Raw genomic sequence first — 15,569 nt, forward strand, 5'->3', positions numbered from 1 at the left:
ATTAGAGATTATTATAACGTGCCTATACTCTTGATGCAATCAGAAGCAATACCAATACCAATACCAATACCAATACCAATACCAATACCAATACCAATACCAATACCAATACCAATACCAATACCAATACCAGCATCTCCGTGTAAATCAGGTGTAATAAAAATTTTCCTTATTGTTAATTTAAATCTTTTATATACCACGCATTCATAGCAGAATGATCAGAACCTGATAATGGCTCATGTAAAAGCGTAAATCCAAATTTTTCATATAGTATACATGCAGTTTTTAATTCATGCTGTGTTTCTAAGTAGCACTTTGTATAATGTTTAGCAGCATATGATAAAGCTTTTTCCATTAACTTCTTTCCAAATCCTAAGCCCTGTGTTTGGGGACTTAAGTATAACTTCTGTAATTCGCAAACTTTTTCAGGTTCGTTAAACGGCGCTATACCAATTCCACCAACTACGTCTCCTTCCATTTCTACTATCCAATATTTTCCGTGTTTTAAATCAGTATAATATTGGTGAAGATCGTTAAGTTGAGGATCAAAATAAGCTGTTCCAGGAATCGCTAATCCAAGTGATTTTAATGAATTTTGTATTATTTTTTTAATTTTCACATTATCTTCTTTTTTAATTTCCCGAATAATCATATGATCTCTCCTTCAATTAGTTTCTTCACGAAAGTTCCAAGTATTTCGAAAATTGTACCCCTAAATGTTGACTGAGTCCACATTATAAGGATACAGTTATGTTAATGTTAAATGTGGATTAAGTCAACTAAAGGAGGAACTATGGATAAAGAATTTATTAATGATATTAGACAATTCAATCGTTTTTATACGAAGGTACTTGATTTATTTAATAATCAATTTCTAGATACAGAATATTCATTAACCGAAGCACGGATACTATTTGAGATAAGTGAAAAAACTAATTGTTTTGCGAATAATCTCGTGCAAGAACTTAATATTGATAGAAGCTATATGAGTAGAATTTTACGTAAATTAGAGAGGGAAGAATTAATAAAGAAGAAAAGCTCAGCAATAGATAGTAGAAAAAACTTTCTTTTTTTGACAAAAAAAGGTGAGGAATTGCTAGATAAAATCAATATTCAGTCAGATGAACAAATATATCAATTATTTAATGGATTAACTAATAGTGAAATTAATCAAATTCGTAATTCTATGATCGTAATACAAGAAAAATTAGATAAGAAAAAATTTTGAATGTCCGTACAATTTCTGATTGATTTTGGAGCAATGTAAAATGCGTTCAAATTGTACGTTTAGACATATCTTAATTAGCCCACTGTTCACTATGCATCTTATTTTGTTAAATATATTAAACCATCTCCCGATATTCGAGAGATGGTTCATGTTTATTTATTCACAATTCTATTATAGGAATTAATGGTTAACACGTAGTAAATAAGGTAGATTACACCATACGTTGTCATAGCATAAATAAATGAAATGATATTTTGCTGTATGTCCATGCTATATTGTAAGGATACTGACATTGTTAACATGGCTGCATTTAGTATCCCAATAATTAACGGAAGGAGAAATATAAATAATGTTTGTTTTGCTATCGTAGTTCGTACTTCTTTTCTATTTACACCGATTTTTCGTAAAATTTCATAACGATTTTTATCTGAATGTGCTTCTGTTAGCTGTTTGAAGTAAATAACACTTCCTGTTGCCACTAGTAAAACTAATGCTAAAGAGCTAACTACAAAGATTTTCATTCCTGTAAGTGCCTTTATTTTTTTATACTCTTCGTAGAATGTACGCATATGAGTATCGTTTCCTGCTAGTGTCATTACTATCTCAGATGTTTCTTTGGTTGTTTTTTCATCCTCTACTTTATAAGCTTTATATGTGATTGGACTGACTTGTTTTGCAACACTGTCAAACATTTCATTATCAATTACAATGTAAAGAAGCTCAGAACCAGATGTTAGTTGTATCGATTTTTTTTCTAATTTGTTGAGCTTAAAAGTATAATTTCTCTCGGGTAACAGAATGTTGACTTGGTGATTAATAAAATCAGTGGCTGGTTGATTAATGTATCGCTTAAATGCTATAGCATGCTCACCAGAAAGATTTGGTATATCTCCTAATTTTAGAATATTGTTCATTTTATGAAATACACTCTCTGAAATCAAATTAACAGAAAGATCAATTTTATCTTGGAATGGTGCTGAAGTATTCCCTTTTACTTGAATAATCGGGATATCTAGTTGCGCTGTAATCGGATGATCTTTGTCTTTTGAAATAACCCGTTTGATTTGATTGTCGGATGTTTCATCTTTTGAAAGATGAATATAGCTAAAAGGAGCTGTTTCATGAGCATCTTTTTCAGTGATTGAATATTCAGAGAAACTAGCTTGAAGATATGGTAGTGCTACAGAAATTAGTAATGCGATAACTGTAAGCATAAGGGCATTTCCTTTTATACGATACAACAAGTGAGATGTTCCAATGATGTTAATCCCTTTATAGTAGTTCGGTTTATTTTTTTGTGCACGCTTTAGTAAATACACAGTTAAAGAACGAAATAATAAATACGTTCCAATAGCAACAAGAGGCATAGAAAGCATTGCTGCCTCGTTAAACATAAGCCAATAACTACTTACGAGTAAAATGATCGAAACTACGGCAGAAACGATAGATGATTTTGGTACTTTCTCTCCTTTTTTCTCTGCTTGGAATAATTCAATTAATTTAAAGCGATAAATTAAAAGATACGATTGAAGGGATGTAAAAATTGTAATGACCGTAAATGTAATAGTGGTATTCATAATGGCTTCCATAGGAACGCTAAAACTTACTTCGACCGGAGCACCGACGAGTTTAAGGAGTAACATGATAAACAATCTGGATAAAATGACTCCTATTACGAGCCCGCATATTAAAGTGATAGCCCCGATAATTACATTTTCAAAAAATAGCATTCTTGCGATGATTTTTTTTCTCACGCCAAGTAGGGAGTACATACCTACTTCTTTTTTACGCTTTTTCGTAAAAAATGCATTAGAATATCCGATGAAAACCGCTACGAATCCTATTAAAACAAAAGAGGTTTGTGACATTGTACCTGCCATATTATTAACGGCATTTTTAATTTCTGGTGTATACAATAATGAGTTGAAAGTATAGCAAATCACGACACTAATCACCATAGAGAAAATGTAGAGAAGGTAGTTGTTTAAATTCCCTTTAATATTTTTTTTCGCTAAACTAAATAACGTCACTTGTACCACCTCCAAGAATGGACAATACATCTAATATTTTTTTGAAAAAATCTTTGCCGGAAGAATTCCCCTTTACGAGTTCGGTAAACAGCTTGCCATCTTTAATAAATAACACGCGTTTACAATAGCTAGCTGCAAATGCATCATGTGTTACCATGAGGATGGTTGCTTTATCTTCTTGGCTTAATTTTTGCAAGCTCTCCAATAAGTCTGCTGCCGATTTTGAATCGAGTGCGCCAGTCGGCTCGTCTGCTAATATTAAGCTGGGTTTAGATACCATCGCACGCGAAGCAGCTGTGCGCTGTTTCTGCCCACCTGAAATTTGATATGGGTATTTATCTAAAATGGAACGAATACCAAAACGCTCTGAAATCTCGTTAACTCTGTTTTCTATTTCTTGCACATCCATTTTTGCTAGTGCAAGTGGCAACAAAATATTATCTTTCACTGTTAACGTATCTAATAAATTGTAATCTTGAAAAATGAAACCGAGTTTATCTCGCCTGAATGCGGATAATTGTTCTTCTTTCATGTTTAGTATGCTTGTCCCATCAATTAAGATCTCACCGGACGTTGGCTGATCTATGGTCGCCAAAATATTTAAAAGTGTGGACTTTCCGGCACCTGAAGGTCCCATAATTCCAACAAACTCACCTTCGCGAACAGTTAAATCAATATCATGTAATGCAGTAAATGTATTTCCTTTTGTTCCATACATTTTTTTGATTTGTTTTGCGTCTACTATTGATTTCATATATATAATTCCTCCATCAAAGAAGTTATTTTTTTCTTACAGGTTTTATTCTATATGATGTAACCCTTCGATAACCTTACAGTTGTGTAGGTTAACCTTACAGTTTTGTCACCTTACAATAAATATCCCTTTTTTCGTTATCTTTTCCACTATAATGTGATATAGACGATTATGCTATCGTAATTTAATGCAGAAGTATGAGCGCGTAACATATAACACAAATTATCTTTAATATAAGATTTTGGGGGAATAACCATGAAAATTATGATTGTAGAAGACGAAAAAACGATTCGAGATATGTTGGGAGAGACAATAGAAAAATGGGGATTTACTACAGTAAAGGTAGAAGATTTTGACCAAGTATTATCAGTGTTTTTTAAAAATAGTCCTCATCTTGTACTAATGGACATTAATTTACCATCATTTGATGGATTTTACTGGTGTAATAAAATTAGAGAAACTTCAAAAGCACCGATTATTTTTCTTTCGTCTCGTAATACACCAATGGATATGGTAATGGCGATGAATATGGGTGGGGATGATTTTATTAATAAACCGTTCCACACAGATGTTTTAATGGCAAAGGTTAATGCACTCCTGCGTAGGACGTATACGTATATAGAAGACATAGAGTTAAAAGTTATTGAGCATGATGGAATTGTGCTCAACCTTAAAACCTACAATGTGTCTTATGTGAATGAAGAGATCACGCTAACTAAAAATGAATTTATTATTTTAAAACTTCTCATGCAAAATAAAGGGACAGTTGTAAGCCGAACAAAGATAATGCGCAGTCTTTGGGCTGATGAAAGATTCGTGGACGAAAACACCTTAACGGTTAACATTGCACGGATACGCAAAAAAATTACTGACCTCGGTAAAGAAGGTTTCATTACCACTAAGAAAGGATACGGGTATATTATTTTATGAGTTTTTTTCAATATATAAAAGATAAACGATTCTTTTTCATACTGTACTTCATATTAATGTTGTTTGTTTCATTAATTATGGTTGTAAACGATAGTCGGCATCTCGTTATTCAAAATCTGCTCTATACTCACGTTATTTGTTTTCTCTCCGTAAGTCTGTATATTACTATTGGATATTATTACCGGAGGTCTTTTTACCTAGAACTAAATGATTTAATTGAGAATCAGAAGGAAGACTTTCCTGTAGAAATGCTTGAGCCACAAAATTATGAACAAGCTTTATATGTCAAAATGATAAAAATAGTACGGGACAAGCATTCTAAGCAACTTCAAAAGTTGATTCACGAGAAATTGGATCACCAAGATTTTATTATGTCCTGGGTTCACGAGGTAAAGCTTCCAATTGCCGCAAGTAGTTTACTTATTGAAAACAGTACGGGAAAAACAGTAGATTTTCTTATAGATAAGTTTGAAGACGAGCTGAACAAAATTGATAATTACGTGGAACAGGCTCTTTACTATTCACGGATTGACTCATTTTCTAAAGACTATTTCATTACAGATGTGCAGCTGGATCAAGTCATTAAACAAAGTGTAAAGAAATATGCCAAAATCTTTATCTCGAAACGAATTCACTTTCATATGGAGGAAGCTCAGAAATTCGTACAAAGCGATAGTAAATGGCTTGCATTTATCATAGACCAAATTACAGCAAATGCTTTAAAGTATGTAAATGAAGGTGGAGAAGTTTTTTTCCGTTTTGAGGAAGATAATGAAGAAAAACGATTGATCATTCAAGATACAGGCATTGGGATAAAGCAAGAAGATATACACCGTGTATTCGAAAGAGGATTCACAGGTTTTACTGGAAGAACCCATACAAAATCTACTGGGATGGGACTGTATCTTGCAAAACAAATGGTTTTGAAATTGGGACATGATATTTCTATTCAATCACAAGAAGGAAAGTATACAAGAGTTACCATCCATTTCCCCAAAATAAGAAATTACTATCAATTGCTGTGAAAAGTAGACAAGGAATACCTTTAGTATACTTTGTGAACTACTCGCCACTTAGCAAGGCTTGAAGTGGGAGATTCTCAGTTCCACAATGAAAGCAACTTTTCGTCTCCCTGAGCGTTACTTCGGGGTGTTCCATCCCTAGATGTCCAACGCTTGGACGCTCTTTTGGTACGGTTGATATTTTACGCAGGAACCGAATGGCTTGGTTTTCGCACTCAATTTTCTTCCTGCAACCTCATATATCAAGTTATCAAAGAACTTCAGTTAGCCAGTATTTTGCATGGAAACTAAATTGCTTTATCATGTCCAGAAAATTGTATGTTTCCGGACACGTTAATATTGAACAAAAATTATAGAATTTCGTCTTTTGTTTAAAAACCGTGTAAACTTATCTTTGTTCAGATTGTTAATGAATTGAATGAACGAGGAATTAGTTTTTATAGTGTTTATGAAAAGATTACAATGGATCGTTCAAGTGCTACTGGTCAATTTATGTTTCATTTATTTGTTTCTTTTGCGGAATTTGAACGTAACTTTATTCGCCTATTATGGGTTAGTACCACATATCCATCAATCTAACAGAACAGGTTGCCCCAAAAACGATAAAAATGAACTTCATTGCTATAAAAGACTCTAATTTTTCATTTTGGGGCATTATAAAATTTTAACTTGATGGTGATGTGGCTGTATCCCTATAAAAGTATAGTTTTCGTACTTTCATATACAATCATGTCACTTAAGTAATGTGAGCGTCGCTGCTATTACATTGTCGACAAATGAACGTTGGGGGCGAGATTTCATCATAACCGTTAGGCCGATTAACGCTACAATCAGTGCCTGTGCCAAAGACTTTGCATCTGTGTTGACTTCCAGCTCACCTGATTGGATTCCACGTTCGATCGTCTCCTGAAAAATGACGGCGAGGTACATTTGATGTTCTCTGGTCAAAATTTCAAATCGCTCATCATGAGGTGCTAGTTCAACCATTGTATTGATACAAAAACAACCTTTACTAAGATCTCCTGCGTATTCTTCATTGACGACATCGGCAAAGAAAATAGAAAATGCCTCTTTTACAGAGGAGTGACTTTGAAGCCTAGTTCGTGTATCAGAGGCCCGAGACATTGTATATCTGCGAAGTGCGGCTTCAAACAATTCTTTCTTATCTCCAAAAGCCGAATAAATACTAGGGCGTTGAATGCCCATTCTAGAAGTAAGATCACTTAATGAGGTAGCCTCATAGCCCTTCTCCCAAAATAACTGCATTGCTAAATCTAAAACTTGATCCTCATCAAATTCGCGGGTTCTTGCCATTAAGAATTCTCCTCCTCAAACTTTAATTTTATTAATTGTTTTAGGATAGGTGTGTAGGTAATTACAATTGTTGTTTTTATTACCAAACAGTATGTAATTATTATATAGTTAGCCATTATCTATGTCAAACCAATCTCCATTCATTTAATATAACATTAACTTTAGTGCAAATAAATCGTTGACATCATGAATAAGATTAAGTTATATTTACCAGTAATTATATTGTACCAAACGGTATGTTATAATGAAAAATCTAAAATGATTGGAGGTTAAGGTATGTGCAAAACAGAGACAAATCTAGAAAATGATCCACTCTACACTAAGATAAGTGATAAATCTTCCATAACAAAACCTAATTTGAATCAACAGCCATCCATGTCTCATGCTTTGGCATTATTGTTTGCGACTGCCTGTGGAATGTCTGTTGCCAATATTTACTTTGCACAGCCGTTGCTTGATCAACTATCTAATGAGTTTGGTATTGACCATTCCATTATTGGTGTTGTTATTACCATTACACAGATTTTTTATGGATTGGGCTTACTACTACTCGTACCGCTTGGAGATTTGTTAAACCAGCGACGTCTAATTGTTGGTCAGATGCTATTATCTACAACAGCTCTGGTTATAGTTGGTACTGCCTTCTCTAGCATGGTACTTTTCGCAGGTATGGCTTTGGTGGGTCTGCTTGCCGTTGTGACACAGACTCTCGTGGCGTTTGCAGCGACCATCGCTTCCCCTACAGAACGAGGACGTGTCGTTGGCGTTGTAACAAGTGGGATAGTCATTGGCATACTTCTCGCACGGACTTTTGCTGGTATATTAACAGATCTTGCGGGGTGGCGTTCCGTATATCTATTTTCTGCTGCGCTCATGCTTTTGATGGTTTTTATGTTTTTAAAGTTGTTGCCCAATGTTGAGCGCGAGGTAAAATCGCTATCCTATCCTCAGTTGATTAGATCGGTGCTTGCTTTGTTTATTCAAGAACGAACGTTACGCGTTCGCTCCGTTCTAGCCATGCTGATTTTTGCTGATTTCAGCATTTTGTGGACTTCATTAGTACTGCCACTTAGCACACCGCCAATTGCTCTATCTCATAGTGCAATTGGCGCATTCGGTCTTGTAGGTGTGGCTGGAGCCTTAGCTGCGGCACGGGCAGGGAAATTGGCCGATCAAGGTTACGGACAACGAACGACAGGTATTGCTTTAGCTCTATTATTGATTTCATGGTTGTTCATCAGTTATATAGAGCAGTCATTAATCGCATTAGTGATAGGGATAGTTCTACTTGATTTGGCCGTACAGGCAATACATGTCACGAATCAAACCATGATCCTTCCATTGCATACAGAAGCACGGAGTCGACTTACTGCTGGATATATGGTGTTTTATTCTATCGGCAGTGCTGGTGGTTCAATTGCTTCGACTCAAATATACGCATACTTTGGCTGGGGAGGGGTTTCCTTACTCGGAGCATCTGTCAGTGCTTTCGCTCTTCTTTTTTGGGCTATGACCAGACGGGTTAAGATTTAATGAAATAAACGTGTGTTAGCCAATATGAGAAACACGTTACTACCATAAAGGAAATGATTAATTTTTTCGACTTAAAATCTAATTGGACTAGGAGAGATAACAAATGGAAATAGGTATTACGTCTTTTGTAGAAACGAAACCAGATGTACATAGTGGTGAAGTGATAAGTCACGCACAGCGATTGCGTGAAGTTGTTGAAGAAATCGTTCTTGCTGATCAAGTAGGACTTGATGTGTTTGGTGTTGGTGAGCACCATAGGAAGGATTATGCAGCATCCTCTCCAGCGATGGTTCTATCAGCGGCGGCACCACAAACGAAAAAGATACGGCTTGCGAGTGCAGTAACCGTGCTTTCTTCAGCTGATCCTGTGCGCGTTTTTCAGGATTTTTCTACACTGGATGGCATTTCAAATGGACGCGCAGAGATTATGGCGGGTCGTGGTTCCTTTATCGAATCTTTTCCATTGTTTGGCTATAACTTGAAGGACTATGAAGAACTTTTTGAAGAACATTTGGACCTACTGCTCAAAATACGTCAGTCCGAAAAAGTGACTTGGGAAGGCGGACATCGACCAGCAATCAATAATTTAGGTGTGTATCCAAGACCTGTTCAAAATCCTTTACCGATATGGGTTGGTAGCGGTGGAAATCAGGAGTCTGCTATCCGTGCCGGTTTTCTGGGATTACCACTTATGCTGGCGATTATTGGTGGTAGCCCAATGCACTTTGCACGAATTGTACAGCTATATAAGAAAGCGGCGGCTCACGCTGGTCATGATGTATCAAAACTTCAGGTGGGATCTCATTCGATTGGATTTGTTGGAGAGAATACGGAATTGGCAGCAGATACATTTTTCCCGTCCACTCAGGCAGGCATGAATAAACTTGGCAAAGAGCGGGGTTGGCCTTATTATGATCGTTCCAGCTTTGATGCTGCACGAAGTTTTGAAGGGGCGTTGTATGTTGGTGATCCAGATACAGTCGCCGAAAAAATCATACATCTTCGTAAGCATGTAGGGATTACACGCTTTATGATGTATGTACCATTAAGTACCATGCCACATGATCAAGTCATGCGTTCCATAGAATTGCTTGGAACAGAAGTTGCCCCTCGTGTACGAGAGGAAATTGCCAAATGGGAAGCTGAAGGAGAACCGGAGACACATCTATTCCGTTAATCATTCCATAAGAATTGAATCAAGTCTCATTATTTACCTGGAGGAATTTATATGAAAATTGACAGTCGAGTATTACCAGAATTAAAACAGGCTTTCTCACAATTTCCAGGCTTTCAATTAGAGGAGAATTTAGAGTCGAGTCGAAGTCTCTTGTCGAATCCACATTTAGAAAAATCAGAACTTGTACACATGACCAAGCGAATGATTCCTCGCGCTGCCGGCGAGATGTTAGTTAAAGTTTACGAACCCGTTGAGAACAATCTTGATAAACTTCCAGCTATGCTGTGGATTCACGGTGGCGGATACGTAATGGGACACCCCGATATGGACGATGTTTTGTGTGAACGCTTTGTTCAGACTGCTAAATGCGTTGTTGTGTCTGTCGATTATCGACTTGCTCCCGAACATCCTTATCCAGCGGCTATCGAAGATTGTTATGCAGGCTTGGTTTGGATGACAAATGAGGCAGACTCGCTAGGCATTGATGTGAATCGAGTTGCGATCGCCGGTGCAAGTGGAGGCGGTGGACTAACAGCAGCGCTTGCGTTAATGGCTCGGGATAAAGGAGGTCCGTCTATTATATTCCAGATGCCGCTGTATCCGATGCTTGACAACCGCAACATAACACCATCAAGCTATGAGATTACAGAAGACCACGCAACATGGAATAGAGCAAACAATTTGACGGCTTGGAGTATGTACTTGGGCAAGGAGAAAGATTCCAACGAGCTATCTCCCTATGCTGTACCTTCGAGAGCAGAAAACTTAGCCGGGCTACCGCCAACTTATACATGTGTAGGTCAACTCGATTTATTTCGAGATGAAACCATTGAATATGTAACACGACTTGCACAAGCAGGAGTAGACGTTGAATTTCACCTCTACCCCGGCTGCTTCCATTGCTTTGAAGTATTTGTGCCTGAAGCCGTAGTAAGTCAGCGTGCCAGTCAGAATTATTTTGATGCTATGGCACGGGCACTTCATCCATAATTTATCTTAGCTCAGTCATCAGGGTGTTCAACTGAAGGCATGGGTGATAGCTCTAGGTTTATTCGATGAGCAAAGATTACAGGACGAAGTACAAATAGTGCCACCATATACTTTGAATTTTGCCCCTTACTCATTGATTAAAAAACAGTAAATACTTCAAAGTTTGAATAGCTAACCAAGGTTTCAAAATAGTGTGCCAGCAATTCAACCTTTTTACTGCGGTTACAATCATAAGCACAATCAAAACTTTGGAGCGGGTTTTTTTCGTAAGGCGAGTTACTTTTTTAATCGTATTCGTACTAAACAGTAGCAGGAAACGGCGATAGACTGCATCCTTAGCTGGATATTCATTTCAAGCTCAAAAAAAATAGAATTAAGTTCTTTTGGTAGTTGATGATATTGGTTATTTTGATTTATCGTTGTTAAGGCACCTCTTCTGTGGTAGTGATTTCTAGGCAATCTCACTATACCAAAGATCGAGGTGTTTTTTTCATTTTACTCAAGTTGTCAAGTACACAATTGATAGACTCTAAATTCAATATAGCTAAAGCTTCCCACTTATTTTATAGGTGCGAAAGTTGATTCTGTTGCAAAGTTTTTTACAGATAGAAAGTTAGGATAGGATATAGCTGAATTCTATACAATTGTGAGTAATTGCTGTAATTCATTGGGTTTTGGTGCAAAAAATCTCTTAAAATTGGACATACTGATAGTACTACTCTATAAAAGGTGGGTGATCAGTATGGAAAAGGAGAATTTGTTTAAATAGAAGCATTATCAGCCTGAACTAATCTTATTAACAGTAAGGTGGTACCTACGGTACAATTTGAGCTTTCGTAACCTGGTGGAAATGATGGAGGAAAGAGGATTATCAATTGCTCACACAACGATTATGCGCTGGGTTCATCAATATGGACCTCAATTAGAAGAGAAACATATGCCTGAAGGCATACAACTAAGACAAGTTAGATATCTCAATAATATAGTGGAACAGGATCATCGTTTTATTAAGAAACGCGTGTGTTCTATGTTGGGGTTCAAGTCATTTAAAACAGCAACCTCTATATTGAGTGGTGTTGAAGCCATGCATATGATGAAAAAAGGACAACTTCACCGACAGGTGAAGTCTATCCAAAACGAAGTTGAATTTGTACATAACTTGTTTGGAATTACATCATAATCTGGAATTGAACAGAATGTGTAGGCTCTATGTCTCTATTAAATGATTTTTGCACCAGAACCCAAAAAAGTGAACAAAAGCATTATTTGATATTAAAATTCTGCATGCATAAAAAGAGAAATTTATATATGAACTATTAAAAAGATTAACATGGCCTTACTGATTGGGATCAAGTGTATGTAGACATTTTAAATAAAGTCCCTTTGAAAAATTAAGAGGGACTTCATGTTTGGATAATCAGAGTTATCGGTTGCTAATTAAGTGCTATTTCTTCGGCAGTGAGGATAACAGATACTATACCTTCAATAAGCGTATTAGGAGGATTAGTTCTACGTACCAAGTTTCCTTCTAATACATAGAAAAAGGTTCCAACTCCAGGTTTATCAAAAGCTGTAAAAGTAGTAGTTAATTCATCAAAATCCGTATTTTGAACAGATTGGATAGTTGCAGCTGGTGCTATGCGTCTAATTCGAAAGCCAACAACAGTTCCGTTAAGTGGAGTGGAACTTACAGATGAGAAAAGAGTTTGCGATTGTATTGTTGCCATGAATCTGATGATATCGTTAGGACTATTAATAGTGATGCTTACTGTTGAAAGAGGAACAAATATTGGACTTGTTAAATTTGGAAGTGAAGCGCTGTTAACTCCGACTTTAAACTGTCGTAATCCATTTGGTCCTTCAGGTAAAGGGAAGGCACATTGGAATGGTATATGTGGGTCTTTTTTAAATTGGCTCATAAATTTCACCCCTATTATTTGATTCATTATTAATATATTCATTGAGTATTTAAGGGGAATATGGCAATTATCTAATATCACTAATAATAGTGGTAAATATTTAAATAAAATAGTTATCTTGTAGAAAAGAGGGTCTTAAATTAAATTACAGGATATAAGAGAAGATAAAACGCTTTGGGAGAAGAAGTATCTTGAAGGTGTAGGCAAGGTACTACTTGTTGAAGAGAGTTATTACGACAATATCGTTGAATTGGTAACTAATTTGAAGCAAGAAAATAAAAGAGCAGCTAGCAAAAGCTAACTGCTCGGTTGATTAAACGTAGAGATTTTAATATTTATATTTTCATAGTGGGATGAGTAATTACTATTTTTTATTAAATTGGATCAGGGGGAAGTTTTAAAGCGGAAAACCCACGATTTCCGACTTGAACTGATGTTACAGTCTCACTAAATCCTCCTATATTCGCCACAATACGATAAGGAATTGGGTCACCAGGTATTATAGGGTCCGGTGGGGTATCTATCCATGTAAATGTGGAGTTAAAAGGATATAGAAAATCACCATTACTGCCGGTAGCACCAGTAGCACCCGTTGAACCAGTGGGACCTGTAGGGAATTGAAAAGGTTGCATGGGTGGGAGTGTAGGTCCGATTGAACCCGGATTTAATGCAGCGGAAGATAAAAACTCGTCCATTATATTTTCACCTCTAAAAATTCGTATTACTAATAGTAGATACAATGATAGAGCAAAGTGAAATGGACAAGCGGTTGTATTTTATTAATTTAACAAAATAGTTATTTGAAACTGTTTATGAAAAAAGAGCACTATCGAAAGTGCTCTTAGAAAATACATTTTATATTCTGTTTTGAGCTACGATTTTAATATTCTCTGGTGGAATGATATCTTGGATTTTTTCTTTTAAATCTACTTGGACCATTTCTTCAAGATGTTCAAGTGAAACTTCAAAGTTTATACATTCCGTAGTTGCGATATTTAATAAAGAATAATTTTCATTCTTTTTAACAACAAGATATTGTGATTGATCTGTTATTACTATACATCCTTGTTGAATTCCTAATTTACGATTGTCTTCAAAAGTCATAAATAAATCTCCTAACATTTTTCTGATAGAAATTGTACTACATAAAAATGTTAGTGTCTAGTCGGTCTTATGTAGAAACTGAAGTCAAATAAAATCCTTATTTAAAAACAAGAGTCCCTAGAGTTAGGGCTCTAGGGACTCTTGTTTTGGTATATCTCACACGGTTTTATAAAAAGGATTGAACATTCTGAAGATAACATATGAATGTTTCATAAATGTATCGAAAAAGTGAACAAAATTGCTATTGCAGAAGTAGCAGAAATGAAGTTTCTAATAGTTAAGTACGTAAAAGGTGTTATTTCCAGTGGATAAAATGCGCATGGGGCACCTAATCATTATTTTACCAGAGGAAAAGAATATGTTATGAACTTGGGTGAATGAAAAAATGAATATTTTACTTTAAGCGAAGTTAATGAAATATATTTTTGGGGGTTATATCAATGATTGTTATCTCGATGGACACTTTAACTTTATAAAAGTCCTAGAAGAAAAACAAAACTATGAGGAATAGCAAGCTATAAAAGTGAACAAAATCGTTACTTAAATAAAAGAAACCCCGATTGTCTGCGGGGCTTCTAAGGGTAATCGTCAAGTAATGACGTACTCGACTAAATAACCATATCATGAATTTTTTGGTAAAAATACTGGTAAATGCGTCCAAATTAATGGGGCGTCATTTTGAACAAAAACGCTATTTGATTTCAAATAAAAGAGCAGTTAGCAAAAACTAACTGCTCGGCTGGTTCTCCAAGGGGGAAAGGAGAAAGGTTAGGGACTTCATTAAATGAGTTCTGGCTATCGCCTATCTATATTATTGACGGAATATTGAGTTTTATTCAGGTTGGGACTTATAATCTACAAATTAGATTATGATATTCGCTATTATCCGTATCGCCCAGAAAAGAACTGCAAATTCTATGGAAATTCCAAGTGTTCTTTTCCTAGTTTTTTGAAATTCTTTTATTAAATAGCCAACAGCACTAATTGCTATAAGAATGAAAAGAATAAGTTCTAGTGTAACTGGCATTTGATCTACTCCTAATACTTTAATTTATTATATAACGATTATAAGATATTTTTTGTGGTTAGTGGTAAAAAATTAAACAAAACCGTCTCTTTACGAAAAAAGGTCCTGTTGTCTCCAACAGAACCTTTCCTAAAATGGCAAAGAGTAACTCTTACCTTACTCTTTGTTTATATACTACAGGAGTGTTAATGAAAATCCAAGGCTCCTTATATTGAGAAATAAAGAATAATCATTCTAAAGAATCTTATCTTTGTTATAAATATAAGAGCAGTTAGCAAAAACTAACTGCTCATCTCCAAGGGGGAACAAGGAGAAAATCTAATGTCATATACAGTATTGACAGAATGTTTAGTTTTATTTAGGGCTGGTTCCAAAAAAGTGACATGCCGCCAAAATATAAAATTATTAAAAGGACAATTACTATGAAAGCAATTAAAGAAACTTTTTTCCATAAAGTTTTCATCAGTAGACCTCCTTTATGAAGAATATTAACATTCTTTCACAATCTGAACAGAATAATTTTTTTAATAGGAAGCGAGGA

At 35.6% G+C, this 15,569-nt stretch carries 15 protein-coding genes and 2 pseudogenes; 8 read left to right on the plus strand and 9 right to left on the minus strand.

The window, feature by feature from the left end:
* Positions 1-11: 11 nt before the first annotated feature.
* On the minus strand, positions 12-200 hold the full coding sequence (locus QCI75_RS27660) for a hypothetical protein (protein ID WP_353761727.1): 189 nt from the start codon (positions 198-200) through the stop codon (positions 12-14).
* A complete protein-coding gene (locus tag QCI75_RS27665; protein ID WP_353761728.1) occupies positions 176-652 on the minus strand; it encodes a GNAT family N-acetyltransferase in 477 nt (158 codons plus the stop codon). The genes QCI75_RS27660 and QCI75_RS27665 overlap by 25 nt, the downstream gene beginning before the upstream one ends.
* Before the next feature lie 141 nt (positions 653-793).
* Between QCI75_RS27665 and QCI75_RS27670 the strand changes: the two genes are divergently transcribed.
* On the plus strand, positions 794-1,228 hold the full coding sequence (locus QCI75_RS27670) for a MarR family winged helix-turn-helix transcriptional regulator (RefSeq protein ID WP_353761729.1): 435 nt from the start codon (positions 794-796) through the stop codon (positions 1,226-1,228).
* A 152-nt stretch (positions 1,229-1,380) separates the two neighbouring features.
* Here the strand turns inward: QCI75_RS27670 and QCI75_RS27675 are convergent, their stop codons facing one another.
* Together QCI75_RS27675 and QCI75_RS27680 are read right to left on the minus strand one after the other, a co-directional pair.
* The gene (locus tag QCI75_RS27675; RefSeq protein WP_353761731.1) at positions 1,381-3,258 is read right to left on the minus strand and encodes an ABC transporter permease; all 1,878 of its coding nucleotides are present in this window, start codon (positions 3,256-3,258) and stop codon (positions 1,381-1,383) included.
* Positions 3,245-4,012 (minus strand): ABC transporter ATP-binding protein, encoded by a 768-nt coding sequence (locus QCI75_RS27680; protein ID WP_353761732.1) that lies wholly within the window; start codon positions 4,010-4,012, stop codon positions 3,245-3,247. The genes QCI75_RS27675 and QCI75_RS27680 overlap by 14 nt, the downstream gene beginning before the upstream one ends.
* 255 nt (positions 4,013-4,267) lie before the next feature.
* Between QCI75_RS27680 and QCI75_RS27685 the strand changes: the two genes are divergently transcribed.
* The 3 genes and pseudogenes from QCI75_RS27685 to QCI75_RS27695 all read left to right on the plus strand — a co-directional run.
* Positions 4,268-4,942 (plus strand): response regulator transcription factor, encoded by a 675-nt coding sequence (locus QCI75_RS27685; RefSeq protein ID WP_002150747.1) that lies wholly within the window; start codon positions 4,268-4,270, stop codon positions 4,940-4,942.
* Complete coding sequence (locus tag QCI75_RS27690; RefSeq protein WP_353761733.1) at positions 4,939-5,967, plus strand: sensor histidine kinase; 1,029 nt, start codon at positions 4,939-4,941, stop codon at positions 5,965-5,967. Before QCI75_RS27685 ends, QCI75_RS27690 begins: the two co-directional genes overlap by 4 nt.
* 393 nt (positions 5,968-6,360) lie before the next feature.
* Positions 6,361-6,504: pseudogene (locus tag QCI75_RS27695) on the plus strand (recombinase family protein); the annotation flags it as partial.
* 192 nt (positions 6,505-6,696) lie between these two features.
* Here QCI75_RS27695 and QCI75_RS27700 read toward each other — a convergent pair.
* The gene (locus QCI75_RS27700) at positions 6,697-7,278 is read right to left on the minus strand and encodes a TetR/AcrR family transcriptional regulator (protein WP_353761735.1); all 582 of its coding nucleotides are present in this window, start codon (positions 7,276-7,278) and stop codon (positions 6,697-6,699) included.
* Between the two features lie 276 nt (positions 7,279-7,554).
* On the opposite strand from QCI75_RS27700, the gene QCI75_RS27705 reads away from it, so the two are divergent.
* The 4 genes from QCI75_RS27705 to QCI75_RS27720 all read left to right on the plus strand — a co-directional run bounded on the left by QCI75_RS27705 (position 7,555) and on the right by QCI75_RS27720 (position 12,158).
* On the plus strand, positions 7,555-8,811 hold the full coding sequence (locus tag QCI75_RS27705; RefSeq protein ID WP_353761737.1) for an MFS transporter: 1,257 nt from the start codon (positions 7,555-7,557) through the stop codon (positions 8,809-8,811).
* Positions 8,812-8,914: 103 nt separating this feature from the next.
* Positions 8,915-9,988, plus strand: coding sequence for an LLM class flavin-dependent oxidoreductase (locus tag QCI75_RS27710; protein ID WP_353761738.1), 1,074 nt, complete (start codon positions 8,915-8,917; stop codon positions 9,986-9,988).
* Positions 9,989-10,039: 51 nt separating this feature from the next.
* Positions 10,040-10,978: an alpha/beta hydrolase gene (locus QCI75_RS27715; RefSeq protein ID WP_353761740.1), complete on the plus strand. Its 939-nt coding sequence runs from the start codon at positions 10,040-10,042 to the stop codon at positions 10,976-10,978.
* A gap of 790 nt (positions 10,979-11,768) precedes the next feature.
* A complete protein-coding gene (locus tag QCI75_RS27720) occupies positions 11,769-12,158 on the plus strand; it encodes a DDE-type integrase/transposase/recombinase (protein ID WP_353761967.1) in 390 nt (129 codons plus the stop codon).
* Positions 12,159-12,411: 253 nt separating this feature from the next.
* Here the strand turns inward: QCI75_RS27720 and QCI75_RS27725 are convergent, their stop codons facing one another.
* From QCI75_RS27725 to QCI75_RS27740, 4 genes and pseudogenes are all read right to left on the minus strand, one after another.
* Positions 12,412-12,897, minus strand: a complete 486-nt coding sequence (locus QCI75_RS27725; protein WP_151304466.1) for a hypothetical protein — start codon at positions 12,895-12,897, stop codon at positions 12,412-12,414.
* Positions 12,898-13,457: 560 nt separating this feature from the next.
* A pseudogene (locus QCI75_RS27730) lies at positions 13,458-13,592 on the minus strand (exosporium leader peptide-containing protein); the annotation flags it as partial.
* Between the two features lie 160 nt (positions 13,593-13,752).
* Positions 13,753-14,001, minus strand: a complete 249-nt coding sequence (locus tag QCI75_RS27735) for a hypothetical protein (protein ID WP_097881108.1) — start codon at positions 13,999-14,001, stop codon at positions 13,753-13,755.
* A gap of 862 nt (positions 14,002-14,863) precedes the next feature.
* Entirely contained in the window at positions 14,864-15,028 is a 165-nt protein-coding gene (locus tag QCI75_RS27740; protein WP_353761741.1) for a hypothetical protein, read from the minus strand.
* Between the last annotated feature and the right edge of the window lie 541 nt (positions 15,029-15,569).

Origin of the sequence: Bacillus cereus group sp. RP43, from assembly GCF_040459645.1 — a bacterium.
GTDB lineage: Bacteria > Bacillota > Bacilli > Bacillales > Bacillaceae_G > Bacillus_A > Bacillus_A mycoides_C.